The sequence below is a fragment of the Mobilitalea sibirica genome, from assembly GCF_015999265.1.
Lineage (GTDB): Bacteria > Bacillota > Clostridia > Lachnospirales > Lachnospiraceae > Mobilitalea > Mobilitalea sibirica.
Genome location: NZ_JAEAGR010000002.1, coordinates 90751 through 115405, shown reverse-complemented (window position 1 = coordinate 115405; position 24655 = coordinate 90751). Strand labels below are relative to the sequence as shown.

27 protein-coding genes and 1 pseudogene are annotated in these 24655 nt (G+C 35.3%); all 28 read right to left on the bottom strand.

What is annotated here, in order from left to right:
• Positions 1–19 precede the first annotated feature (19 nt).
• The 28 genes and pseudogenes from I5677_RS02425 to cls all read right to left on the bottom strand — a co-directional run bounded on the left by I5677_RS02425 (position 20) and on the right by cls (position 24550).
• Entirely contained in the window at positions 20–619 is a 600-nt protein-coding gene (locus I5677_RS02425) for a GNAT family N-acetyltransferase (protein WP_243456486.1), read from the bottom strand.
• An 82-nt stretch (positions 620–701) separates the two neighbouring features.
• Entirely contained in the window at positions 702–1274 is a 573-nt protein-coding gene (locus I5677_RS02420; RefSeq protein WP_197659982.1) for a GNAT family N-acetyltransferase, read from the bottom strand.
• Positions 1271–1822, bottom strand: coding sequence for a P-loop NTPase family protein (locus tag I5677_RS02415; RefSeq protein ID WP_197659981.1), 552 nt, complete (start codon positions 1820–1822; stop codon positions 1271–1273). Before I5677_RS02415 ends, I5677_RS02420 begins: the two co-directional genes overlap by 4 nt.
• A gap of 183 nt (positions 1823–2005) precedes the next feature.
• Complete coding sequence (locus I5677_RS02410) at positions 2006–2770, bottom strand: nucleoside phosphorylase (RefSeq protein WP_197659980.1); 765 nt, start codon at positions 2768–2770, stop codon at positions 2006–2008.
• Positions 2771–2798: 28 nt separating this feature from the next.
• Complete coding sequence (locus I5677_RS02405) at positions 2799–3509, bottom strand: flavodoxin family protein (RefSeq protein ID WP_197659979.1); 711 nt, start codon at positions 3507–3509, stop codon at positions 2799–2801.
• Positions 3510–3541: 32 nt separating this feature from the next.
• A pseudogene (locus I5677_RS17480) lies at positions 3542–4152 on the bottom strand (hypothetical protein).
• A 58-nt stretch (positions 4153–4210) separates the two neighbouring features.
• Entirely contained in the window at positions 4211–4660 is a 450-nt protein-coding gene (locus I5677_RS02395; RefSeq protein ID WP_197659978.1) for a hypothetical protein, read from the bottom strand.
• Between the two features lie 122 nt (positions 4661–4782).
• A complete protein-coding gene (locus tag I5677_RS02390) occupies positions 4783–5259 on the bottom strand; it encodes a hypothetical protein (protein ID WP_197659977.1) in 477 nt (158 codons plus the stop codon).
• A 69-nt stretch (positions 5260–5328) separates the two neighbouring features.
• Positions 5329–5811, bottom strand: a complete 483-nt coding sequence (locus tag I5677_RS02385; RefSeq protein WP_197659976.1) for an NUDIX hydrolase — start codon at positions 5809–5811, stop codon at positions 5329–5331.
• An 86-nt stretch (positions 5812–5897) separates the two neighbouring features.
• On the bottom strand, positions 5898–6476 hold the full coding sequence (locus tag I5677_RS02380) for a GNAT family N-acetyltransferase (RefSeq protein WP_330617788.1): 579 nt from the start codon (positions 6474–6476) through the stop codon (positions 5898–5900).
• 13 nt (positions 6477–6489) lie between these two features.
• Positions 6490–7323: a class I SAM-dependent methyltransferase gene (locus I5677_RS02375; RefSeq protein ID WP_197659975.1), complete on the bottom strand. Its 834-nt coding sequence runs from the start codon at positions 7321–7323 to the stop codon at positions 6490–6492.
• A 27-nt stretch (positions 7324–7350) separates the two neighbouring features.
• Positions 7351–8139, bottom strand: coding sequence for a class I SAM-dependent methyltransferase (locus I5677_RS02370; protein ID WP_197659974.1), 789 nt, complete (start codon positions 8137–8139; stop codon positions 7351–7353).
• Positions 8140–8288: 149 nt separating this feature from the next.
• Complete coding sequence (locus tag I5677_RS02365) at positions 8289–8546, bottom strand: hypothetical protein (RefSeq protein ID WP_197659973.1); 258 nt, start codon at positions 8544–8546, stop codon at positions 8289–8291.
• Between the two features lie 254 nt (positions 8547–8800).
• On the bottom strand, positions 8801–9622 hold the full coding sequence (locus I5677_RS02360) for a GNAT family N-acetyltransferase (RefSeq protein WP_197659972.1): 822 nt from the start codon (positions 9620–9622) through the stop codon (positions 8801–8803).
• Positions 9623–9871: 249 nt separating this feature from the next.
• Positions 9872–10267 (bottom strand): hypothetical protein, encoded by a 396-nt coding sequence (locus I5677_RS02355; protein WP_197659971.1) that lies wholly within the window; start codon positions 10265–10267, stop codon positions 9872–9874.
• Positions 10267–10722 carry a hypothetical protein gene (locus I5677_RS02350; protein WP_197659970.1) on the bottom strand — a complete coding sequence of 152 codons (456 nt, stop codon included), beginning with the start codon at positions 10720–10722 and terminating at the stop codon, positions 10267–10269. Before I5677_RS02350 ends, I5677_RS02355 begins: the two co-directional genes overlap by 1 nt.
• Positions 10723–10990: 268 nt before the next feature.
• Positions 10991–11641 carry a hypothetical protein gene (locus I5677_RS02345; protein ID WP_197659969.1) on the bottom strand — a complete coding sequence of 217 codons (651 nt, stop codon included), beginning with the start codon at positions 11639–11641 and terminating at the stop codon, positions 10991–10993.
• A 27-nt stretch (positions 11642–11668) separates the two neighbouring features.
• Positions 11669–12127: a hypothetical protein gene (locus I5677_RS02340; protein WP_197659968.1), complete on the bottom strand. Its 459-nt coding sequence runs from the start codon at positions 12125–12127 to the stop codon at positions 11669–11671.
• 291 nt (positions 12128–12418) lie between these two features.
• Positions 12419–12562 carry a hypothetical protein gene (locus tag I5677_RS02335; protein ID WP_197659967.1) on the bottom strand — a complete coding sequence of 48 codons (144 nt, stop codon included), beginning with the start codon at positions 12560–12562 and terminating at the stop codon, positions 12419–12421.
• A 216-nt stretch (positions 12563–12778) separates the two neighbouring features.
• Entirely contained in the window at positions 12779–13231 is a 453-nt protein-coding gene (locus tag I5677_RS02330; protein WP_197659966.1) for an NUDIX hydrolase, read from the bottom strand.
• A 223-nt stretch (positions 13232–13454) separates the two neighbouring features.
• On the bottom strand, positions 13455–14885 hold the full coding sequence (locus I5677_RS02325; protein WP_197659965.1) for a peptidoglycan D,D-transpeptidase FtsI family protein: 1431 nt from the start codon (positions 14883–14885) through the stop codon (positions 13455–13457).
• Between the two features lie 36 nt (positions 14886–14921).
• Entirely contained in the window at positions 14922–16259 is a 1338-nt protein-coding gene (locus I5677_RS02320) for an FtsW/RodA/SpoVE family cell cycle protein (RefSeq protein WP_197659964.1), read from the bottom strand.
• Positions 16260–16288: 29 nt separating this feature from the next.
• Positions 16289–18811, bottom strand: coding sequence for a U32 family peptidase (locus tag I5677_RS02315; protein ID WP_197659963.1), 2523 nt, complete (start codon positions 18809–18811; stop codon positions 16289–16291).
• 343 nt (positions 18812–19154) lie between these two features.
• Entirely contained in the window at positions 19155–19562 is a 408-nt protein-coding gene (zapA, locus tag I5677_RS02310) for a cell division protein ZapA (RefSeq protein ID WP_197659962.1), read from the bottom strand.
• 249 nt (positions 19563–19811) lie between these two features.
• Positions 19812–20798 (bottom strand): Holliday junction branch migration DNA helicase RuvB, encoded by a 987-nt coding sequence (ruvB, locus tag I5677_RS02305; RefSeq protein ID WP_197659961.1) that lies wholly within the window; start codon positions 20796–20798, stop codon positions 19812–19814.
• A gap of 136 nt (positions 20799–20934) precedes the next feature.
• A complete protein-coding gene (gene ruvA, locus I5677_RS02300; RefSeq protein ID WP_197659960.1) occupies positions 20935–21540 on the bottom strand; it encodes a Holliday junction branch migration protein RuvA in 606 nt (201 codons plus the stop codon).
• Between the two features lie 268 nt (positions 21541–21808).
• Positions 21809–22060 (bottom strand): hypothetical protein, encoded by a 252-nt coding sequence (locus tag I5677_RS02295; protein ID WP_197659959.1) that lies wholly within the window; start codon positions 22058–22060, stop codon positions 21809–21811.
• A 24-nt stretch (positions 22061–22084) separates the two neighbouring features.
• On the bottom strand, positions 22085–24550 hold the full coding sequence (cls, locus tag I5677_RS02290) for a cardiolipin synthase (RefSeq protein ID WP_243456483.1): 2466 nt from the start codon (positions 24548–24550) through the stop codon (positions 22085–22087).
• Between the last annotated feature and the right edge of the window lie 105 nt (positions 24551–24655).

The following is a 24655-nucleotide window of genomic DNA, read 5'->3' as shown; positions in this document are numbered from 1 at the left end:
TACCAATAATACAATCTATTTATTCATATAACATAGCATATTGAAGTATATCCGTTCCGGGTAATATATCTTCGGAGATTACCTTAAAGCCTAACTTTTTATAGTAAGCTACATTCTTTTCACCGTGAGTCTCCAGATAACTTGGCTGTCCTTTTTCTTTGGCAACTGCAAGCGCATGTTTAATTAATTTACTCCCGTAACCTTGGCCCTGTTTATCGGGATTTACCCCGAGCAATATGATATACTGATGTTCTCTGTCTTTCATGCAATTTTTATGTATGTCCTGTGTGAAACGATCAAACGAGTTAAATCTTTGTCCGACATCCGAACCCATCTTCATAAGTGATAAACCTCCTGATCTTAAGGACCGGATTAAGCTAAATTTATAATTCTTATAATCAGTAAACAATATAACTTCTTCTAATTCTTGGGTTACCGTATACGCTTTCGCATATAAACAAGAAAAGTTCATTAAAAACGAAAGAACACTCTTAATATTTTCATGGTTTAATCTGTCTCCTAAGATATGTTGAAACATTGGATAGTCATAAAATGCTTTTGCGACACGGTCGGCACATTGTTCAATATCTTTTTTCTCTAACTTATGTAATTCATTCATTTTCAAATACAACCTCCTTATACCATTTCATTATAGTCATACATTATATTCATCAATATCTGATGAATATAAAAGTAAATCATTAATTATTTACCATATTAGCTTTGATTTCATCCCACTCTCTTCGTAACAAATCCATATACAATATATTCATATAACTGGCGGTTCTACTATCAAAGCTTGCTTCTCTCATGATACCAATTGTCTTAAATCCTAACCTGTCATAAAGCTTTTGGGCCTTTAGATTATCAGCGAACGTCGTTAACTCAATTCTATGTAGATTAAGAGAGTTAAACATATAATCAATAAAATGATAAAGTGCATCAAATCCATAACCCTTAGATCTTTCATCAACTTCGCCTATCTCAATTCCAAATTCTGCACTTCTATTCCTATGGTCCCAATTACGATAAGATATATCTCCAATCGGTGTTAAGTCTTCTTTCTTACATATGATAAACAGCTTATCTTTAGTGAACACCTGTCTATTTTCTATTTGATCTTTCAATTCTAGTCGAAATGCTTCCTTACTCAATAAGAAACCGTATTGAAAGCCACAGTACAGATTCCCTTTAGCATCATTTCTCCATTTATGCAAAAAATCCTCATCACCTAATTCCAGCTGTCTAATGATCACTTTATTTCCTTCTATCACAGAATATTCACCTCTCTTTTATTTTGCTTCTCCAGTTCCTTTATGAAGTTCTTTATATCTTTTCGATTCTTCAATACAATAAACAGTTTCTCAGGATATAGATTATGCATCTGTAATATCCTGTTTCGTCCTTTCTTAGGAAAATCCCAGATCCATTTGATAAATTCAAAAAATTCCTTATCCTTCTTTTCTTCCAGATAGTCCGGAAGATCTGTTCGTTTCTTCCCATGTCTTATCCAAGCTCCATAAACACAGATTAATCGATTGATATCTAAAAAAATAACACAATCTGCCGCCTCAAACCGCAGTTCCAACGTACTATGATAGTTACCGTCAATGATCCAGCTTTCACCGGCTATTAATGCCTTCTGTCTATCAATCCATTCTTGTTTTGGCGTGGCAGTCCAATCCGGTTTCCAATATTCATTGTCCAGGTGTATTAGAGGCTTTTTCGTATAATAAGCTATTATTTTTGATAAGTAGCTTTTTCCGCTTCCTGCACTTCCAACCAGAATAATTTTATTATAAGTTTTTCCTTTATATATCATTAAGCTACCTTTCCGGAAAGATGAATTAAAGTTCCTTATTAAAATTATTTGATTCATCAATCATTCAACCGATTGAAAAAATCCCATCAGACATATTGTGTTACTATAAATAATTTAAATTTGTTATAAACAATATTTACTACTTAATATTTAAGATTGTCGTCTTTTATCAAAGTACCATTACTAAATTATTCTTACTGCTTCCAGCGATAACAATAATGCAATATCATAGGAGGATGTCCCCCAGTCTCTTTCATCATAATCTTCCGGATTAAATAGAGTATCCGCTGTAAATAATATTTGTCCAAATTCTATGCCTCTAAACTCTGAGCAGGCTGCTAGAGCGGAACACTCCATCTCCACAACCACACATCCCTCTTCTCTCCTATATTCGACCATATCCTTAGTTTCTCTATAAAACCCATCTGTTGTCCAGGTTTTACACTCTATGTACCTGACTTTCCAAATATCAGCTGCCCTCTTTATTGCATTGATAGCACGATCGGAGATTTTGATTGTTCTAGATGGTTTGATGTAGTGATATGAAGTTCCTTCATCCCGTAAAGCTTCATTTGGAATTATGATTTCATTTTCATCTATATTTTCTAATGCACCACAACTTCCACAGGCTATCACATACTTGACCCCATATGCTATTAGAAAATCTAATATTTGAGTTGCAGCCGACGCACCACAGGGCGCTTGGCAAAAGCAAATTTCTTCATCCTTATATACCGTGCTGTAGATTGGATATGTTTTTGTAATGGACTCAAACTGTGCAATTACTTTACACTCATGCTGTAATGCATAATGATCCGTCACATCACCTAAAAAAGCAAATACGCACTTTTCGGGCAAACTATACTCATTTCGCCTATTGGGCATTATAACTGCTAATTGTTCTGTGTCTCTTTCTAATATTGGATATTCATCTTTTATTAAACTCATATACCGTCCTTTCAAGTATCATTACTCGTTATGATTTTAAAGTTCTAGGTTTTATCCATCCATGTTTTATATAATGCTTTGTATCAAGACTAAGTTCTGTTTCAGATTTTAATGCGCTTTTATGTATCTTCTTGCACATAAGGAAGAACATATTGACTTTTAAGCTTTTTCGACGGCGAGGCTTTACAATCGTTACCTTATTAGCAAGACTCTCCATTTTTCGTTCTAGCATTATCCTATTCTTATCTTTTATCTCATTCCAGAAAATATCACCCATCATACCTACCCCATAGGTATAAACTTTAGATACTCCCATCCACGACATGCTGGTTTTGACATCTTTTTGTGCAGAACCATTAGGAGCTCCAACACTATTTGTTATGATTACAGCTGTCTTTTCAAACATTTCAGGCTCTGGTCGATGCGCCATCCAATGAACACAATAATGGTCAAGTACTGATTTGATGGAGGCCGGTGCACGTAGAGCATACACTGGATAAGCGAATACCAATAAATCAGCATTTAAAGTAGCATTCCAAATCGGCTCCATCAAGTTATAATGGGGACATTTCTCCTCTCCACGAAGGAAACACGCTTTACACCCCACACAAAATGGAGGAAAATCCTTCGGATAAAACTCTGTCACTTGATTTTTGTCGCGCATATGGCTCAGAAACATTTCCTTCATATGATAAGTTATTCCCTTAACAGGTGTTCCATTTAAAACTACAATGTTCATATTGCTCCCCCTATTTGATTGAGAAATCTTAACTACGCTTCTATCATAATTAGTTCTTTTGCATATGGCAAGGATTTAATCCAATTACAGAAAATATGCCATTCGTTTAATTTATGACTCTTTCTTGAATAATATATATTAATCATAGTCTCATAATTAAATGAACATGTTCGCATCTGGTTATAATTTGAAGGTAGTAGTTGTATTATATCATACCAATAACTTTTATCTTTTGTTTCATTATATAATGTTCTTAGTTCTGTATCAATAAGACAAGCTGTTCCTTTGATCTATCTGTCATATTATCATGACTAAACTGTTGTATATTAATCTCTTGGCTATGTATTTTATGCATAGTACTTGTTGAGTTAGCTACAGTTCCAATTTTATATGTGTCAAATTCCTTCCACCAATATAATGGAGCATATATATCTGCAGATATAAATATCTGTCTTAAGAATTTTCTATGGTCACTACCTGCTCTACATAGTTTTTTAGCAAGACTCAAATCATTTTCACCTATTGTAAATATACCATTACTATTATAATAGCTATCACTTTTCTCCCAACTGTTCATAGGATTTCTTGCACCGCGAAGCGCATTATCAAAGTTCATAACACTTACATTGTTAATTTCCAGCATAATTATCACCTCAAAAATATATAATCAAATTGTCTTTAAAGATAAATCATATAGGCTTTTATTCTACTGTTTCATCATATTTGGCCAGGTATAATGCATCTGCAATATATGCATATAATAGATATTTTTTATCATCTACCAGTTTATAAGTCTTAGAATTTATTACAACAGAATTCTCCGGCCATTCAAAGCTAATTTTGGTTAAAACAGTTCCATTTTCATCTTCAAATGTAATCTGGTAGCTACTACCAACCTTTTCTTCCGACGAAGTTATTACCTCAAGATATCTCATATCATCTACTACAGCTCTGATTCTGGTAATGTAATCCTCCTTATCTATGGTGAACGTTTCACCGATCCTACCATCCCACACCTTAATTATATTAGATGTTTTTAATTTTAAGCTTTTACCAACTTCCCTATTTCCCAGCGTATTATTTAATAATAAATAAGCCATCAACAGTATTACAACCGATATAAGCAATAAAATTTTCTTATTTATATTCATAATCTTCTCCTTAATAATCGTTACTGTGGCGATTTATTAATATAAGCACGAAATTATATTTAATTCTGTATTTAATACTAAAATAGACATACGCATGGTTTTTCTGTGGATGTAGTCCTATGCTATTTTTCAATCAATTCGCTTATTTCAGAAATATGTAATTTTAAATGTCTAGGATAATCAATTATCATATCCTTTAATGATATCTTTGTATCCAAGGCACTAATCCATATATTCTCTAAACATTCTGATTTGATATTATTGATTACATGAACGAGATGTATATTACTATACTTCCATAGTTGCACCAAATTATACCACTCTTCTTTGTTATAATTCTGTATAGCAATCCATCTATCATTATTACCTAAGTTTGCATAATCCGGATAATGACATGGGCTTTCTTGATATTGTAGGTGAATAATTCTATGCGTATTATTAGTCGCAGAGTCTACCATATGACCTACGATTTGCTTTACTGTTCTATTTTGCCTATTCTGCTTTTGGGTTATCGCTAATTCATCTAATTTCATTAACCTCTGTTCCCACTCATCAATTATACTTAGGACTTCTTGTACTTCTTTTTCAAATAGTTTCAATACTAAACAGCTCCTTTCATAGCTACAATCGCTGGGATCAAAATTCATATAAAAACAATGTAATATGGATTATATGTATCTTTGAGATAGCACTTTAAATTCAGGTTTTGAAATATAGGAACTATAGACCACTTTACCATTAAAATCTAAGGCATTCTTAAATCTATATATTTGTGCAGGCGATGTGATATAACTTAAAGCATCTTCTTTGGGAACCCAAATAACTTCACTTGTTTCATTCGAACAGGTTAAGTCACCATCTATATATTCACATATAAAATCCATCATAACTTTTGTTGGAACAGACGTTACTCCATCATAAAAAAGATGTTTCCCTACGTTTGAATAAATACCGCACAAGCATTTTATCTGGGCCTTAACACCACTTTCTTCTAAAATTTCACGTAATACACCTTCTTCAATGTTTTCCCCTTCTTCAATTTGTCCTCCGGTAGAATCCCATCCCCTATGATGTGTTTTTACTATAAGTATATTTCCTTTATTATCAAACACATAACCGGCTGCTGCAACTATATGTGTTGGCCATCCCATAGATGCATCTCCTTTTCATATTTTTATTAATAACTTAAGCGATACCCCTCTCTCTCGAGAGTGGCTAACAGTAATAGCCCAACAACTTAATCCTTCGCATTCTTAACATATGTATTTTTATCAATTTTATATAATACATGCGGCCTTAATGGACTATCTTTACTAATATTAGGATGCAGAAATGTACTTTGCTCGATTAATCCTATTTTTTTCATAACATTAATCGATGGCCTGTTAATTCTTGATGTAAATGAGTATATATCATTCAGTCCCAAAATACTAAATCCATAATCTAAGCAATTAATTGCCCCTTCAGTTGCATATCCCTTGTTCCAAAATCTATGATCTAGTCTCCAGCCAATCTCAACACATGGAGTAAATTCTGACTCAAATGTAGCTGTATAAAAACCTATGAACCCAATAAATTCCTGAGTTTCTTTTATCTCTACAGCCCACAAACCATACCCATGTTCTTTAAAATGATCCATAATTCTTTCAATAAATTTGTCTGACTCTTCTTTGTTCTGTATGTTAGGAAAATATTGCATTACTTTGCTATCTGCATTCATTCTAGCAAATGGCACTTTATCTTCATCACACCAAAGCCTAAAGCCTAATCTATCTGATTCAAATTCGTATTTTTTGTTCATGAGTTCCTCTTTCACGGACGTTGGCACCTTAATTAATATTATTAGCAATCCTTTTTGTTATGTAAAGCGAATAGTTAAATAATGTTCCAACATATCCTCCATTATTGTTAATTTCACTCTTTATTTCCTCTTCTATGTCTTGAATAGTTTTATCATCTAATTCATCAAGAAGTGAAGCAAATGCCGGAACTGATTTCTGTGCTTTAATAAATTGTTCTGCATTATTCTTTGTTTCATCTTTGTAATTAAGTATATCTAGAATTTCAAATAACCCTGAAGTTTCTATTTCAGATTTCCTCTCATCATTCTCAAACACTCCAGAATGAGTATTTCTTTCTGGCTTATTCCTTGTTTCTGGATGTCTATCAACATATTTTCGAACTATCTCATTAACCTTTTGATTTATCTTTTCTGTCTCTTTTGTCATATCTGCACTCGCATTATACCAAAATAATATTAAGTAACCGTTCTCTTTTAATAGATCGTGGCACTTTTTATATTTTATAGTAGCATCAAGCCAATGAAATGCTTGAGCACAGAAAATCATATCATATTTATCATTATGCTTTGGAGTCCATTCTTCAAATGATGATATTTCAACCGAAACATTAGGATATATAACACATTTATCTACTAATATCTCACCCATGTCTTTTCCCACTTCAATAGCGTGTATCTTAAACCCTTTTTCCGCTAATTGAACTGTTGCTTTTCCGGTTCCTGCTCCAATTTCCAAAAGTCTGCTATTTAATCCTATATTTGTTGCTGCAATGATATCTTGAATTAGTTGTGCAGGATAGCTTGGTCTTACCTGTTCATAAATCAGTGCAATATCCTTATAAGGCTCTATCTTCTTAATCATAATGACACCCTTCCACTAGCCATATTCTTACCCCTCTACTCTCAATATCTGTATAATTACTTGATGTAAAATCTCAAATTCTGATGGTGCAATTTTCAACAGAAGATTCATATGTTCCTCATTAAATTGGTTCACAGTTTCTTTATTTAATGATGCTCCAATACCTCTACATGCTCTTATTCTTCCAGCCCATTTTTCTCTACTAAACGTCAGATAGTCATCATATGTATGTAGGGTTGTCACACTAAACTGATTATCTAACCACTTTGGTACTGATAATTTTTCTCGCTGATAATTAGCACCCTTCCATGCGGGGTTATATTTCAAAACTAATTCTTCAGTTCTCTTTGCAATTTCATCTTCCTCCGGAAGCCAATTTACTGTTATAATTGCTAATCTTCCTTGAGGCTTTAAAAGTCTTATAACTTCTGGAATTATCCTTGAAGTGTCAAAATACCACCAACACTGTATAGCTGTTATTGCATCAAAACTATTATCACTTAATCCAGTATTCTCTGCAGGGCAGACTTTCCAACTAATGCTCAAATCTAACTCTTTTGACAAACGCATTGCCTCTTCTATCTGATTCGCTGAAATGTCTGTGCCTACATATTCCGCTCCATACTTATACATGTTACGTGGCAGTACTCCTGTACCCGTTCCCAAATCTAATATGCGCTGACCTTTTCTACCTATTCCTAAACAATGTAGCTTCTCATAAAAAAGCTCTGAATAAATATCACGATAAGTTGCATAATCTTTCGATGTTTTACCCCAATCAAATTCTTTACCATTGTCTATATAACTAAGCTTCATTATACCCTCCTAAATCCCCATTCGATTCCGAATAATGCTATGTCAGTTAACGTTTCGCGAATATGCGAAACTGGCCGAAGGCTAATTTGGGTGAAACGAAGAGGAACTACATATTCGCTGTTATATGAAGTTTTGAACCTACGACGGTTTCATTCATTTAACTGTTTTTTTAATGGTTTTCTTTTGCATGCTAATAATTCTTCAAATGAAGAAATATCATCTAAATTCAAAATTTCAAGCCATAACAAGGCTGATTTTTGCTCTTTATTCAATGAATTATAGTGAATAGCATTCTCAAGAACTTTTAAAACAGTATCCTTATCTCTTTCCTTTTCAAGTATTTTCACAAACCTTCCAATCCTACCGTTGTGTGGCAATTCAGATAAAGCAACTTCATTTTTAGTCATAATATATCCCTCCAATTATGTAACTTTATTCTATTTTATCATCTTAACTATGATAACAGTATGTCATAGTTGAATTAGTAAGTCCGGTATTTCATATAACGTGGCGCGATAGGCGGACAGAGTGAGCGCAGCGAGCGATGTCTGCCTATCGTTCCGAGTGTTCACGACGTCCGTCAGCTCTCACGAAGCTTGACCCAAGATGCTTATGGATGTTGGGAACACTCTGTTAGGCGATGGAATAAACGGAAGCCGGCCTATATTTTAAAGCTATATAGCTTGTATTCATAATCTTTATAGTACCCTAAGCTTTCAGCCAAAGCTCTTGAACCTGCATTACTTTCCATACAATCCCAATATGGCTCATAGTTATATTTTATACAATACCTTAAAAACTCTTCTACTGCTATTTTAGCAAATCCTCTTTTTCTATATTTTTCTACTGTTACTATATGAGATTCCATTGATTCTTCAGTGACAAAGCTTGATATACAACTACTTACAATATTGTTATCAAATATAGTGCAAAAACCTATTCCTTTATTAATATAATCCTCGACATTATTCCACCATTCTAGAATTGCCGACTTTACAAAGTCTATATTTGTAACATTACTATTTAATAACTCTTTATCGACTTTTTTTACTTCTATACCATCTGGCAAATCCTTTTTCCTTATAAGCGTTTTTTCAGTATTATTATATTTATAGACGAACTGCTTAGATTTATATAACTCTTTATTACTAAATATTTTCTCTAAAGTTTGATCCCATTCTACACCAGTCCCACTAAATTCAAATCTATCCAACCCTACTTTTTTTGCACGATTTATTATTACTTCAGTAATGTATTTATCAATACACTCAGTAAATTCTATGTTAGTCTCTTGTCCAAGAAAATAAAAACCTTCTATTCCCTTAGACCACACTAGCGCTGATTTAGGATTCTCGTAATTATCTACAAAAATCCATCCCGGATTAAATTTATTAGCGACTGCTTTAATTTCAAGATTTACCGTGCTTCCTATAAGCATTGGCTTAATTCTATAAAATTCCAACTCATTTAACTCATATATCATAATATCTTCCCCTTATAAATAGCTGTCAACAGTTAATTAAATTAGTTTATTCTATTGCCTAACTACTGCATTCCCGAATCTCAATTCGCAAATACCATTTATAATGAGGTATTTGCGAATCGAAGTACGGGAATACACCTTAAAGGCGTTTCTTAATGTTCCTTAATTTACTTTACTACGTTTTTACCCCTGGCACTTCACTATGTACTCATCAACAAAATATTATGTAAATCATTACTCGCATAACCTTCATAATTTTGAATTAATCCAAGTATCTACATAGGTAGCTACATCGTGTACATTCTTTCCTGAAATATCATACTTATCATAATTAACCCCATCAATAGAATCATGTTCCCTCAGGTAATTATTATGACCAACCGAAGCTTGCAGCCAATTCTCATCATGAATACCCCGTCCATGTTTCATGCGAAAGAGCAATTCTTCTTCACTACAGGTTAATGCCAAGAAATATATATAACTTAAAAATCTTTTGTTATATGTATCTCTTAACTTTTCCAGAGCACCGGCCATAGTCCACAATAGTGGTTTACCGCCTTGCATTATATTCTTTGAGAAATGTAATACTTGCTCTGCTCTTGTTCCATAGTCATCTCCCATAATACCAAACATGTCAGCATCCATCACAATATAGTTCGTTTCTCTTTGTTGTAATTCTTGCGCAGTAGTTGTCTTTTCATATTACAAAAGAATGTATTGTTATTAACTAAAAAGCGCTGTTCTTCACAATAACTGATTTTATCTACCATCTTCTTGTAATATTTCTCAAAGAAATCACGATCTAATAAAGTGGTTTCAAACATTTCGCTCCAGTGATACCAATACCCGTCTTCTTCCTCTGCAAATGTACCGGTAAGAAAATCTCTACAGGAGACATACCTCGTTTTACACTCATCATCAAACTCGCCATATCCTTCTATTCCGGTAATATCTGATGCACTAATCTCGAATATTTTGTCAAAAAATAATTCATAACAAGTTGCAAATTCCTCCGGACTCAATTCATCTGCATTCATGCCCTTCGGTGTCATACAGAGTGTACTTGAAAGCATTGATTTAATTTTATTATCTTTCTTCATAATAAATTTCTCCTTTATATTTCGATTATTCAGTTGCGCATCTGACATATAATACCATATCATTACTTCAATCTAAAATATAGGTAGAGATTTACTATACTTAAGATTACACTCAAAGGACAAAATAAAAACATCTTTATTTCATAGTGAAAACAATACTATTATTAACAGTTAATATTAATACATATAAAGCCCACATGGATAATACCGGGACATATAAATACAACAGAGCATTACACAAAAATTGATGAAAATACTTAACCCCTAGTTAATCTTCTATTTGAAGTTTCTTATAATCCCAATCAAGCCCTTTGTTATAGTCATTTAGGTCACAGAGAATATTGCTCCAATATTTATCATTAATCCCATTATGGTAATCATCCCAGTAGCTCCCTTGCATTCCATCCGGTGTCGCACCTTTCACATTATCCTTAACAATCTCAGACCAATTACTAACTACCTCCTGCATTATCTTTAAGATTTCAACCGTTTTATCATTAAGTTCTACTGTCTCTTCATCTCGAATTATTATATACTCATTACCATAGTTCCCGAGCATCTTCATGCTGATAAACATGGAACAATCATCGGCTATCATAAAGGTAGATGAATCTTTGATACTCTTCTTTGATTTCATTTTATATATCTCATATAGCTTATTGTGTTCTAAAGCAATATTGTAAAAGTTATTACCTAGAATATTAAGTTTAATATTTGTGATTTTTCTTTCATTTATGGCGTTTTTCAGAATAAAATTATTCTCCAATATTTTACTTGCTATGTTAGAAACGGAAACTTTTACTTTTTGAGATAAGTACTTTTCATAACTTTTATTTTCTGCATACTGAAATAGATTAATAATAATTAACCCACAGATCACTAAGATAAATATGTATTTACTTTTTATTTTAAAAGACATGCATTCTCCCTCATTAAATCACTTGATTTAAACATCATATACCTTCCTTTTTTCCTCTTTATATAAACTCGTGATAATTACATAACCGAGTATTAGTTGTAAAATCGTTATCAGATTGTTTTCAAAAAGAACTAGCTTAAATGCCGGATAAGCAATCACGTTTTGTACAAACGGAATGTTAATATAACCAAATAAATATGAGAATGAAAAATAGAATAAAGGTATTCCCATTAATATTAGTTTAGGTAAATTAATATTCCATTTTCCCTCTCTTTTTACTTCCTTAAGTAAAGTTTCTATACCTAGCAACAATCCTAGTAAAACATTAAAAGCCATCCTAACTAATACAATATATAAACCATATTTACCGTCCCACGTCCTACTCATTACATAAGATAGCTTTCTAGTAATATTTGCTTCCACAAAAAGGATGGCAAATATTAAAACAATATAACATAAGTATTTCAACCACAGTTTTATTTTCATAAACCTCTCCTTTAAAAAAGCGATTAATTTTGAACCTAGCTTTGGTTAATGAGTATTTTATAAACTTGCTTATCAATAGAATAAAATTTCTCGTGGGTACAAGATGCGCTTTCATCGTGTATGCTTGTTTTTTCCATTATATCACATTGTTTTTTGAATATATACTTTTTTCTACTCGTTGCTACTTATGTATTAGCAGTTATCTTTATACACTGCACTAAATTTGAACCTGTTTCTCTGCCTTTATGAAAAAATCTCCGGCAGTTTCCCACTGGAGATCATTCTCATAACCTATTCATCATAGTCCGAAAAATCATTATAATAGTCAATATCTTCTGCTTCAAGAACATCCGAGTATTCATCATTGGACATTCCCATCATGTCTTCATCACTAAAGTCATATTCATCTTTTACCTCTTCCCTATGATGCGCCATTACACTTTCTCCTTTCACCATTCCACTATGCGATTCAATTTCAACAATTCATGAATCTATCATAATTCTGTACATTTTATTACATACTCAAACATGAAATTAAAAATAATTTTTAAGAGCACAAATATATTTTCTCTAAGTGAGCTATTAACAAAACACACAACAAAAAACAGGAACTCTCCTTCCTGGATTCGTTCCTGCTTTCAATGCGTTTTGTTAAAAATACTTTTTACTTCCCCATAGGTTACTTTTCTTTAAGTCAATGTATTCATTGTATGCTCTCTCTAGTATCTGCTTCTCATTGGCAAACTTAAGCATATGATAAGCTTCATGAAACTTGTAGTAACCGGAGTCCATAAAATATTCTTCCCGTTGTGGTTTACTGTAATAGCTATCAGACATCATTAAATACCAATGAACATCCTTTAATACTGTATTTTGCGGTGTGCTGAAAGAATATTGGCTTTTCCCGATATATTTTATAATGGAAGCGTTCGTCCCTGCTTCCTCTTTCACTTCTCGGATCGCCGTTTCCTTATATTCCTCTCCTTCTTCCACTGTTCCTTTAGGTAGCACCCACCCTTCATATTTGTTCTTATAGTTTTTATACAGTAATAAAATCTTCCCTCTGAAAATAACTACACCACCACAGCTCGTTGCTTCTACCATCGCAATGCCTCCTGTTTTTTGGTGTGCCGTCTTATCTACACTAGAGTATACATCAATATGCATAAGTTTTCAACTTATTTTTATCAATATATGACAAAGCAATAACATTTTCTTTTCCTTAGGACATGCTTTTCTAATCAATATTCGGCTTTCATAAATTATGCGATTATCTAAAATGTACACATTTATAAACCAAAAACAGTTTTAGAACATTTCTTTCTCACTAATTAAAATATGCATCTATAATTTGTCTTGCGATAGGTACTGCATAATCACCACCGGTTCCTACACTTTCCACAAGAATGCTAAAAGCTATCTGTGGCTTATCCGCCGGTGCATATCCAATGAACCATGCATGGGCCGGTTTTCCTGCCTGATCTGCCGAACCGGTTTTGCCGGCCACCGTAACTTTCCCATCCTTTAGCTCGTCTGCCGTACCAACAGTCACTACACTTTGCATCATTTCTCCCAGATATTCCGCTTCCTCCTTGGTCATCGGATTTGCATATACTTCCGGTTCGTATTCTTTCACCGTATATCCGTCAGCACTTACAATTCGATCGACCACATAAGGCTTCATCATGACTCCACCGTTGGCTACTGCTGCCGCAATCATTACATTGTGAATGGGGGTAACTAAGGTTCTACCCTGTCCGATTGCAGTCTGCATCGCTTCTTTTACGCTATAACTGCCGGTCTTTAATACAAAGCTGCTGGGACTGTTTGCCATACGTATGGGTAAATACTGATTGAATAGAAAAGTTTCACTGAGAGAATATAGGCTATCGGTACTTAAATCCTTTCCAATGGTTGCAAAGGAGGTGTTACAGGATTTTGCGAAGGATTTTATTAAATCCACCTCACCATGGGCTTTGCCCTTATAACAATGAATTTTCATATTCTCATATTCAACGCTGCCGTTACAATCATATTCATAAGTAATATAATCCGGATTATCCCTCATAAAAGCCAATGCAGTTAAAAGCTTAAAAGTAGAGCCTGGGGGATAAAGCCCCTGAGTAGCCCGATTCATCAAAGGTGATTCTTCCTCGACGTCTTCCATGATCTCCGGCCAAAGCACATCAATCTCATTGGGATCAAAAGATGGCTTGGAGACCATAGTAAGAATTTTACCTGTACCAGGCTCCATAACGACTACCGCACCCCTATGATCCCCAAGGGCATCATAGGCTACCTGTTGCAGCTTCGTATCCATTGTAATATAGATGTTATTACCGGGATTTTTCTGACCCACCATTTCGTTATATAAATTCTCAAAGGAATTGCGGTTTGAAGTCATAAGCCGAATATTCTCTGTCTCCTCCAGCCCTGACATTCCTTTTTGCATCTTTCCTACCACATGGGCAAAAAGATCCTCAAAGGGATATCTTCTTATTTCCCTGTCCTGTTCATCGATTATCGTATGTGCAAGGATTTCCTGATCCGCCGATATAATCATGCCTCTGATTACTCTCTCGGCTAATACATCGTGTCGTTTGTTATAAGTACTATTAATTACTTCATTACTACGAAAAATCAGAAAATACATAAAATAACCCATCGTAAGTACAAATAGTCCAAGAAAAATATATAATACCTTCATGATTGATTTTTTCGGATTATAATCCCTGTTATTACTCAAAAACATACCCATGCCTTTCTGCCTTTCTCTTACACATAGGCGATGAAGTTACTGATCCTTTTGTACGCCCTCTTCTATCGGCTCCTCTTTATCGGATTTTACCTTAAGATAAATGCCCTGAAGTATCATAAACATTACAATAGTTGCAAACACCGAGCTTCCCCCTGAACTGATAAAAGGTAGGGTTACTCCGGTAGAAGGTATAAATTTAATCACGCCACCAATAGACAAAATCACCTGAAACCCAAACATAACAGAGAACCCAAGAGAAATCAGACGATAAAACGCATCTTCCATCGTTAAGGCAATATTTATGAGCATTATAAAGCAATTAATATAAATCAATATCATACACAGAGCAAATAAAGCTCCAAACTCCTCTGCAATAGCCGAGAAAACAAAATCGCTTTCCACCACAGGTATACTGGTTGGTAACCCACGGTTAAGTCCCATGCCAAACCATCCTCCGGTTCCTATGGCAAATAAGGACTGAGAGATCTGATAACCTTCCTTCTCTATATATCTCATAGGGTTTTGCCAAGCCATAACCCTTACCCTGACATGATAGAACAGCTTATAGGCTATGAATGCTGCTACACTTCCACCGGCAAGACCCGAAAACAGATATAAGGGCCTTGATGTGGCTGTATATAGCATAAATACAAAGGTAACAAAGAAGATAAGGGCGCCGCCTAAATCCTTCTGAATTACCAATATAAGCACATGAACTCCTGCTATTACTGTAACAATGCATATCTTTTTTAAATTAATCCTTTCTTGAAGCATGGCTGCAATACTGAATACAAATATAAGCTTAACGATCTCCGAGGGCTGAAAACTAAAGCCTCCAATCGTAAGCCAGTTCGTAGCTCCATAGTTCGTTGTTCCTGCAAACAATACTACGAAAAGGATTGCAATACCCAGAATTCCATAGATCCATCCAAAACGTTTTAAAAACGTAATTCGTTTAATCGTAACCGGGACAATGAGGCATACCAAGAAGGATACTGCCACAATCAACACCTGTTTTACCGCCTTGTCATAGGATAATCTGGCAAGAATAATAAATCCTATCGTCAGAAGCATAAGCATATTACTTACTAAAAGCTTAGATCGTTTCGGATAAAAAGTCTGATAGAATGTATTAACCAGTATAATCAATAACACTTCTCCAGCATATAGAAATAACAGCTTATCATTCATCGTCTGAAAATACAGGGTAAAATATCCGATAAAGTGCAATAAGTAGATCGAAGCAGATAGCTTTCGATAGGACTTATCCTGCATTCTCTTATTTCGAAAACGTACTACACTAAAGCTGTAAAAACTATAAACCCCTATCAGAAGTACCATCAGATATTGAATTAATTCTACCACTAGATGCATGCTCTCACCTGCCAATTCTTAACCTACAACTATTCCACACCTCGTTTAAAGTGACCTGTGGTATAATCGGATAGGTCCGGATATGTTTTACTTCCATGATAATACACATCGATAAATGTCTTTAATACCGATTGTACTTCTTCTATGCTCTCAAAGGTAAAATCTAATCGAAGGTTCCTAGGTTTTAGGTTGTATATTTCCTCTGACTGCTTAAGCAGGGATAAACATTGACCGTTGTAAATGGTATTGTAACATCCCAAACAATGGGTCTGAACATAGAATTTCTTATCAAGCCGATCCACCAGATAATCCTCTACCCGTTGTCCTGCCTTACATTTTTCACAACCCTTAGTGCTTTCATATAGACATTGAGCTGAAATCATAAGCGGTAAATATCCGTAAACTAAAAGATCACAATCTCTCACTCCCAGATTCATTAATTCCATATAATTTAATTCCACCGGTGCAGTATATTGATAGAGTCCCTTATCCCAATAGAACTCCTTCGCATCTTTATTGAAGATATAAAGATTGTAATTTAATTTGATATCGGTATTTATCTTGTATTCCTTCATAAGAGTTTGCAACAATGAAATTTCTTCAAAGTTTTTCACGATAAAATCTATCTTGTCATTTTCTTCTATAAAAGAAACTATATCCTTTTTAAGCTTTTCATATACCAAAGCCCTGCAGATATGGGGTAATACCAGATAAAACTTCTTACCTGCGTTAATTGTAGTTCTAGCCATTGTAATGATTTCATGATTTGATAAGGTATCATAATCACCATGAACTTCATCAACCTCAGGATAGGTTATTACCGTCTGAAACTGATCCATTCTTTGAACGCAGACACAGATGCCGAAAGTCTTATCCCCATTCTCTTTCGCAGTCTGATTATTCTTAGTAATATTGTTTGTGTTTGAAAGACTGTCTTTCATATCATATTCATTAGATAGGTTATACCCTTTTATAGCCTTATCCTTCTTTAGTTGACTAGGCAGGTTTCTTCTGTGGCCTCCTGTGATAGCATCCTGTAAGCTCTGTACCCCATTACGGCGAATTTCATTCAACCATGCAACCGGAATGAAGATATTCTCATCAGCTTCAATTTCTAATTCATCCAGTCTGTATAGAGTATCACCCAGCTTTTCCAATGGCGCTGATAACTTTTCCTTCGTCATCGGTTGTTTTATGGCAGCTTGTACAATTTCATGATAAGCTGTGATGGTAATATCCTTATAGGTTAAGGTAAGGGCAAGCTCTTTCCCTAGCCTTGCTCTAAGTATTCCCTGAATACCCAGTTTTGTATCTTTTTCTATATAGTCGGCAGTAATTCGGGTAAGCAAGTTATTATTCTTTGTTCGGTAAACCCTATCTCCAATGCGTATTTTAGAATGCTTCATTCCTACGTTGGTAATCAATTTCCCCTCTTTTTCATGAGGGTCCTTGACGGTAAATTCATAAACTGCTTCTTCCTCTGTATTTCTAATCTCTAGAATGTCCTGAGCATTGATGGCTTCTTTTAGGTTTATCACAACCTGCTTCCCTTGTGTTCCGGTTATTTCCCCTACATAAACACCGCTATGATTTGGACGGGTCATGGACATCATCTTCTTCCCATGGTACTCTTTCCCATATCCCTGGGAGAAGCCACCGCGGTTATAGAGATCCATAAGTTCTTTCATATCTGTTTCATATTCTCTGCTGTGAATTAGATTATTAAATTTATCATTACCGTATGTGAGATAATAATCCAGATATTTTCTATAAACTGCAGTTACCCCTGCTGCATATTCCGGCCGTTTCATCCTGCCTTCTATCTTAAAGGAATCAATTCCCGCCTCCACTAGTTCCGGTATCAGAGCGACCGTATTAATATCCTTAGGACTAAGAAGATACGGTTCTTTCCTGGAAGAGATCATTCTATCTCCAGAGTGAAACCGATAAGGCATACGACAGGGCTGGGCACACCTTCCCCTATTGCCGCTTCTACCCCCAATGATACTACTCATCAAGCATTGACCGGAATAGCAATAACACAATGCTCCGTGAACAAAGGTTTCAATCTCCATATCCGTATTATCCCTTATTAACCTGATTTCTTTTAAAGAAAGCTCCCTTGCTGTTACCAATCGGGTAACTCCTGTTTCTTTTAACAGATTAGCCCCCTGGGCCATCGTTAGAGTCGTCTGTGTACTGGCGTGTATCGGAAGCTTTGGAAAATTATGATGGATAAAGTGCATTACTCCAACATCCTGCACGATAACGGCGTCCAGTCCCTGCAGATAAAATCTTATCAGATAATTATACAACTTCTCTATCCGCTCCTGCTCCTTTATTAGAGTATTTACGGTCAGATATAATTTCTTATCCCTGATATGAGTTTCATCTATGGCACGAAGAAGTGCTTCTTCCTCTAAATTATTGGCATATGCTCTGGCTCCGAAGCTGTTACCACCGATATATACCGCATCACAACCCGCATTCATAGCCGCTCTCATGCTTTCATAGGAGCCTGCCGGAGCTAAGATCTCTATCTGTCTATCCATTTGTTTTTCCAAACCTTTCATATGTCATACCTTGAATATTGCTATCCATAACTGCGATCTTCATGATCTATATAGCCAATATTCAGGGTTATATTCGTAATCAACAACCAAAATTATTTATCTGCCAATTAGCATAACTATTAATTCGGAATTGTCTGTTTTCATAGTTTTTATACGTAGGTGTATTCCATTCGTTTATTATCCCTATGTTTTTTATTTAACTTAACAAGGCTGCCCAATCACAGGAACATAGCGGGCAATTCTAACCCGGTATGAACAACTGATAGTGGACAGCCTTTCCTAATGTAAACAGGGGATATCTTCTATCCTCTGCTATATGCATCTATCTTCTCGAATCGTTTAACCCAGTTTCCAGCCGAATGATCTTTTTCTGGGCTTCGTTAATCTCCCTCTTTAGCTCTTCGATTTCTGCCTGAGCAGAACTTAGCTTGGTCTGCGTTGAAATCAATTCATGCTTTAAATCAAATATTTCATTGCTTTTTTGCTCATTCTCTGCTTCGATTTCTTTTATTTTATCTTTGTTTTTAAAGTAATCATCAGCAATATTAATCTGGACTAATATATTCCGTAGATCAGAATCCAAAAATTTATAGGCGTCCTTGTTCTTAAACTCATTATGCTTACTGTTGATATAGGAAGCGACCTTCTGTAGATATTCCTCGCTTTCATAGCCACTTAACGTATATCTTTTGTTATTAATGATAACCTCAATATCGTTAAACTTATTCATACTCCTTATTAGCCCCCATTTTCTTTGAAATCAATAAGCACAGCTCTGCAAACATTATAACTTAAGTTTCAGTGTTATACAAGCAGTCTTTGTAATAATTTTAACAGTTTCAACCAATGAATTATTTATTCTACATAGCTATACTTATGCGCATATTGCTTTTTTTGTTCTTGTATTTTATCGTCCAGATTTCGTATCCTGCTTTGTGAGATTTATCTTCCTTCAAGATGAGAATTATCTCACACGAAGTTATAATCCGATATGACGATATGCTAATTCCGATGCTACCCTTCCCCTGGGCGTACGAAGGATTAGACCGTTCTGTACCAAATAAGGCTCATATACCTCTTCAATCGTACCTACATCCTCACCGATGGTAGTCGCAACTGCTTCGATCCCTACCGGACCCCCACTGAATTTCTCTATCATGGTAACCAGTATCTCTCTATCGATATGATCCAGTCCGAGTTTATCAACTTCCAATAAATCTAAGGCAAAACCAGCAACTTCTTTCGTAATTCTTCCGTCATATTTCACCTGTGCAAAATCCCTTACTCTTTTTAACAAACGGTTTGCCAGTCGGGGTGTTCCTCTTGAGCGGCGGGCCAGCTCTATGGCACCCTCCTCATCTATCTCTACTTGGATCACTTGTGCTGATCTCATTATTATCTGTTTCAGTTCTTCAACAGTATAAAAATCCATACGGTTCACTACTCCAAAACGATCCCTTAGAGGTGGTGTCAGCATTCCGGCCCTCGTGGTTGCTCCCACCAGAGTGAATTTGGGAAGATCAATGCGGATGGATTTTGCTGATGCACCTTTGCCAATTACTATATCAATGACATAATCCTCCATAGCCGGATATAAAAGTTCTTCCACCTGTCGGTTTAATCTATGGATTTCATCTACGAATAAAACATCGCCTTCTTGCAGATTATTCAATATTGCAGCCATCTCACCCGGCTTTTCAATCGCAGGACCTGAAGTAACCTTCATATTGACACCCATTTCATTGGCTATAATTCCGGCTAGGGTCGTCTTTCCCAGGCCCGGAGGACCAAAGAATAGTACATGATCCAAAGATTCTTTCCTCTGCTTCGCTGCTTCAATATATACCTTAAGATTATCCTTTACTTTACTTTGACCAATATAATCCGTTAGCATCTGCGGCCGCAGGGTACTTTCCAGTCTCTTATCCTCATCTATTAATTCGGTTGTTATCATTCGCTTTGACATATTATTCTCCATTATCTAATGTTCCCTGATTTACTCGTTAGAATTATACGACATACTTAATCAGCCTTGTTGTAAAAATAATATCTTCTTAATCTATAAATCAATTGCCTGTCTTTCTTATATTTTTATAATGTGTTTACACCTTCTTTAAGCACAGTTTCAAGATTTCCTCTGAAGTCATCTCCTCAGTAATATCTATCTGATTCACAATTTTTAATGCATCGGTGGCAGAATAACCAAGTACTGTAAGTGCTTGAATCGCTTCTTCCCTTTTATTATATAATCCAGAGACATCCTTTTTCTCAGCCTGATTGATTAGTTTTTGCTCAAAAGCTGTTTCCAACTTGAACTTATCCTTTAGTTCCAGTATTAATTTACCGGCGGTTTTATTGCCAATTCCCGGGGCTTTTGCTATCGCTTTCGAATCCTCAGCCAGAACTGCAAATCGGATTTCATCAGCGGATATTGCGGATAAGATACCCAAAGCACCTTTAGGCCCAATTCCATTCACAGTAATCAGAAGCTTAAACATCTCCAAATCATCCTTGGTTAAGAAGCCAAATAAACTGATGGCATCCTCTCTGACATGAAGATATGTATATAATTTAAATGTACTTCCCTTGGAAGGTAACTCCATGATAGATGAGGTTGGTAGATAAATCTCGTATCCGATGTTTCCAACTTCCATAACAACATAGCTTTCCTTTACCTCAGCCAATTCCCCTTTTAAATAACCAATCATTCTGACACCTGCTCTCTCATCTGTTCCTAAACATGAACAACTTCATCTTATATTTATCTTGGTATAAATACGACCTACATACAAAAGAACAATCATGTATCTAATGTGTTCTATTTTCTTTTCATATGGTTATTACCGATTTATCCCTTACACTTATTCCCATAAGCTGATTTTAACTCTCATCCTAAACCGGCAGTCTCTTTTTCTATCTATTAATTTAATCATCTATTCCATTATACTATATCTGCTTACATTTCTTTCGAAAATTTTAATCCGGAAGGCGTTCGAATTTACCTCTGGAGACATTTAGCCTGCCCTCTTTTACATAATTCAAAACCTCATACGCAGTAATCCCTAATGCCTCTGATATTTGAAGGGCATTGCTATTAGGGTATTCTTTCAAATAAGATTCAATGTCATCAAAATGATTACTGTCGATCTCTTTGCAATTCTCGCAGGCATAGGCCTTTAATCTGGATAAAAATATCTTATGGCAGTGTTTACATACATTCGTATACATAAGAGTCTCCTTCCATCATCTCTATTACATTAATGTCTTAAATAAGTTAAGCACCATCTGATAAAGCTTTGTAAATAATGGTCTGTTCTTCCATTCCTCATAGGTTACTTCATGGCACTGTTCCATGGTTTTTAAAAGGTCTGCTTTAATCGTATCAATTACTTCCCGGTTACACATCCAGACCCCGCATTCATAATGAAGATGAAAACTGCGATAATCCATATTGACGGTACCTACGATTCCTGTATCTTCACTGATGATTGTCTTAGCATGAATAAAACCCGGGGTATATTCAAAGATCCGTACGCCTCCCTCTAGTAAGCGCCCATAATGGTAATAAGTGAGGCATTTTACATTTTTCTTATCGGGAATAAATGGTGTGATAATCCTCACATCGATCCCGCTCGCTGCTGCAGTAATTAAAGCATCCCGCATATCATCTTCAATTATAAGATATGGTGTAGTAATGTACAATACTTTCTTAGCATAATATATGATCTGCTTGTAGATATTTTCCATGGGGTTTCTTGGATTGTTGGCAGGACCGTCCGAAACCACCTGACAAAACACATTATTTTCTTCAAATTTCTTGGTCGGTCTGAAAGGTTTATAATCAATCGGTTCACCACCGGATGAGACCTCCCACATCTGAAGGAAAGTAACTGTCAGTCCCCATACAGCATCGCCTTCCACCTTAACTGCATTGTCCTTCCATACTCCAAATCGTGGTACGAAGTTTACATACTCATCTGCAAGATTCATTCCACCGGTAAAGCCGACATTACCGTCAATTACAATGATTTTTTGATGAGAGCGATAATTCATATATAATTTATCAGTATAGCGATGAATCGGATTAAATACTCGAATTTCAAATCCTTCACTCTCTAGATCTCTTTTAAAATGAGTTGGTGTCCGAAGCATTGCTCCAAAATCGTCATAAAGAAAAAGTACACGAACCTTCTCCTTAATTTTTTTTAGTAAAAGCTCATGCAATCTATGCCATAGTACACCTTCTCCCACAATAAAGAAGTTGATCAAGATAAAATGCTCTGCTTTTTCAATTTCCTCAAAGATCGCATCAAAAGCATCCTCTCCCATGGGATAATAATCTATCTTATTGTTTTTATAAAGCGGAAAATGATTTGCTTCCAAATATCTTGTCATCCTGCTTTTGGTGGGGTATATTCTGGCAAACTCCTCGATGACTTTGTTGTCATATTCTAGAAACTCTGCTCCTCGCTGTAGTTTCTTCAAAATTCTGCGTTCAATTTTACGTCCTCTGCGATTACCCCAAAGCATAAACATAATATGGCCGGTAATCGGAAACGCAGCGATAATACATATCCAGCTAATCTTATAAGATGAATTTCGGTCATCATTTACCAGTCCAATGATAATAACAACACTTAGTACCTGTATAAATGAATAGATATAAATCGTATATTCTCTTAAACGGAAGGATAAATATATAATCAAACCAAATTGCAGCAGAACCAGTAAACCAACCATAGCTGCCCGTAAAAACCCACTAAGATAGCTTTTTATCTTTCCTGTAACTTCATCCTTGATATCCATACTCAATTTACGCACTCCCTTCAATGCAAGTTTTTCTCTAAGGTCACTTAAAGCCGCTTCCCTCCGGCCAACACGCATAGATGGGAATGCTTTCAACAGACGGATATGTATTTTTTTCATAGCCAAGGACTGATAACGTCGAAACAGTTCTTTTAACTTAGCCTCAACCTCCGGCGGCGTTTCCTTAATATGCTTTATGCTTTGTTTTGATAAACGAATTTTCTTTTGTTGTTCTAAGGAGGCCTTAAATTCATTGAATTTACCGGACAGCTTGAAACCGGATAGTTTATCTTTCCAATCCTCTTTTGTTTCATAAAGTCTTGTTGCTATGACATATTCCAAGATATCCTGACGGATACCCGTTAGTTTTTCAAGAAGACGATCAAATTTCACAGTATAAATGATTGTAACAGTAATATCGACCAAAAGCAGAAGTATTATAACATATCCGAATAATTCTCCCCAATTTCTAGGCATACTTGAAATCAAAAAATTAACTCCCGGATGAATTAGGTGTAGCATCGTTAGAGATAAGATTCCCCAAAATACAGATACAAAAACACATACTCTTCCTCCTAGGTTAAACGGATAGTTACTATAATCCCACCACTTCGTATGAAATAAAAGCTCCATAATCAGGGAAGTCACATACTCCAGTAAGGTTGCAAGAATAATACTGCCAACAAAAACCGGCAGCACGTGGTTTCTATATTGCCAAAATGCCAAATAAATAAAAAGCGCGCCAAATCCATAGATTGGAATGATCGGCCCATTTAAAAATCCTCGATTAACAAACTTTCTTTTTTGCAACGAAACAAGGCAGCATTCATAGATCCAACCAAAACAGCTGTATAAAAAGAAAATGTAGAATATGTAATAAAACTCATTACCAAATACTTCTAATCCCCACATCACAAATCCTTATCCCCTTTATAAAGAATGACCCATATGGAATATTCTATCATATCAGTTTCCAAAAGAAAAGTTAAAGGACTGTTTCACAATAGAAAAGCTGGG

What these genes read in the sequence shown, in the direction of transcription:
- I5677_RS02360 (WP_197659972.1), bottom strand. Translation starts at nt 9,622, where the DNA reads ATGATATATGAGTTAAATGAGTTGGAATTTTATAGAATTAAGCCAATG.
- I5677_RS02320 (WP_197659964.1), bottom strand. Translation starts at nt 16,259, where the DNA reads ATGCATCTAGTGGTAGAATTAATTCAATATCTGATGGTACTTCTGATA.
- I5677_RS02340 (WP_197659968.1), bottom strand. Translation starts at nt 12,127, where the DNA reads ATGAAAATAAAACTGTGGTTGAAATACTTATGTTATATTGTTTTAATA.
- I5677_RS02345 (WP_197659969.1), bottom strand. Translation starts at nt 11,641, where the DNA reads ATGTCTTTTAAAATAAAAAGTAAATACATATTTATCTTAGTGATCTGT.
- I5677_RS02330 (WP_197659966.1), bottom strand. Translation starts at nt 13,231, where the DNA reads ATGGTAGAAGCAACGAGCTGTGGTGGTGTAGTTATTTTCAGAGGGAAG.
- I5677_RS02315 (WP_197659963.1), bottom strand. Translation starts at nt 18,811, where the DNA reads ATGGATAGACAGATAGAGATCTTAGCTCCGGCAGGCTCCTATGAAAGC.
- ruvA (WP_197659960.1), bottom strand. Translation starts at nt 21,540, where the DNA reads ATGATTGGTTATTTAAAAGGGGAATTGGCTGAGGTAAAGGAAAGCTAT.
- I5677_RS02365 (WP_197659973.1), bottom strand. Translation starts at nt 8,546, where the DNA reads ATGACTAAAAATGAAGTTGCTTTATCTGAATTGCCACACAACGGTAGG.
- I5677_RS02355 (WP_197659971.1), bottom strand. Translation starts at nt 10,267, where the DNA reads ATGGATGCTGACATGTTTGGTATTATGGGAGATGACTATGGAACAAGA.
- I5677_RS02385 (WP_197659976.1), bottom strand. Translation starts at nt 5,811, where the DNA reads ATGGGATGGCCAACACATATAGTTGCAGCAGCCGGTTATGTGTTTGAT.
- I5677_RS02405 (WP_197659979.1), bottom strand. Translation starts at nt 3,509, where the DNA reads ATGAACATTGTAGTTTTAAATGGAACACCTGTTAAGGGAATAACTTAT.
- I5677_RS02415 (WP_197659981.1), bottom strand. Translation starts at nt 1,822, where the DNA reads ATGATATATAAAGGAAAAACTTATAATAAAATTATTCTGGTTGGAAGT.
- I5677_RS02325 (WP_197659965.1), bottom strand. Translation starts at nt 14,885, where the DNA reads ATGGGTATGTTTTTGAGTAATAACAGGGATTATAATCCGAAAAAATCA.
- ruvB (WP_197659961.1), bottom strand. Translation starts at nt 20,798, where the DNA reads ATGTCAAAGCGAATGATAACAACCGAATTAATAGATGAGGATAAGAGA.
- cls (WP_243456483.1), bottom strand. Translation starts at nt 24,550, where the DNA reads ATGTGGGGATTAGAAGTATTTGGTAATGAGTTTTATTACATATTCTAC.
- I5677_RS02295 (WP_197659959.1), bottom strand. Translation starts at nt 22,060, where the DNA reads ATGTATACGAATGTATGTAAACACTGCCATAAGATATTTTTATCCAGA.
- I5677_RS02350 (WP_197659970.1), bottom strand. Translation starts at nt 10,722, where the DNA reads ATGAAGAAAGATAATAAAATTAAATCAATGCTTTCAAGTACACTCTGT.
- I5677_RS02410 (WP_197659980.1), bottom strand. Translation starts at nt 2,770, where the DNA reads ATGAGTTTAATAAAAGATGAATATCCAATATTAGAAAGAGACACAGAA.
- I5677_RS02370 (WP_197659974.1), bottom strand. Translation starts at nt 8,139, where the DNA reads ATGAAGCTTAGTTATATAGACAATGGTAAAGAATTTGATTGGGGTAAA.
- I5677_RS02425 (WP_243456486.1), bottom strand. Translation starts at nt 619, where the DNA reads ATGAATGAATTACATAAGTTAGAGAAAAAAGATATTGAACAATGTGCC.
- I5677_RS02375 (WP_197659975.1), bottom strand. Translation starts at nt 7,323, where the DNA reads ATGATTAAGAAGATAGAGCCTTATAAGGATATTGCACTGATTTATGAA.
- I5677_RS02335 (WP_197659967.1), bottom strand. Translation starts at nt 12,562, where the DNA reads ATGGCGCATCATAGGGAAGAGGTAAAAGATGAATATGACTTTAGTGAT.
- I5677_RS02395 (WP_197659978.1), bottom strand. Translation starts at nt 4,660, where the DNA reads ATGAATATAAATAAGAAAATTTTATTGCTTATATCGGTTGTAATACTG.
- zapA (WP_197659962.1), bottom strand. Translation starts at nt 19,562, where the DNA reads ATGAATAAGTTTAACGATATTGAGGTTATCATTAATAACAAAAGATAT.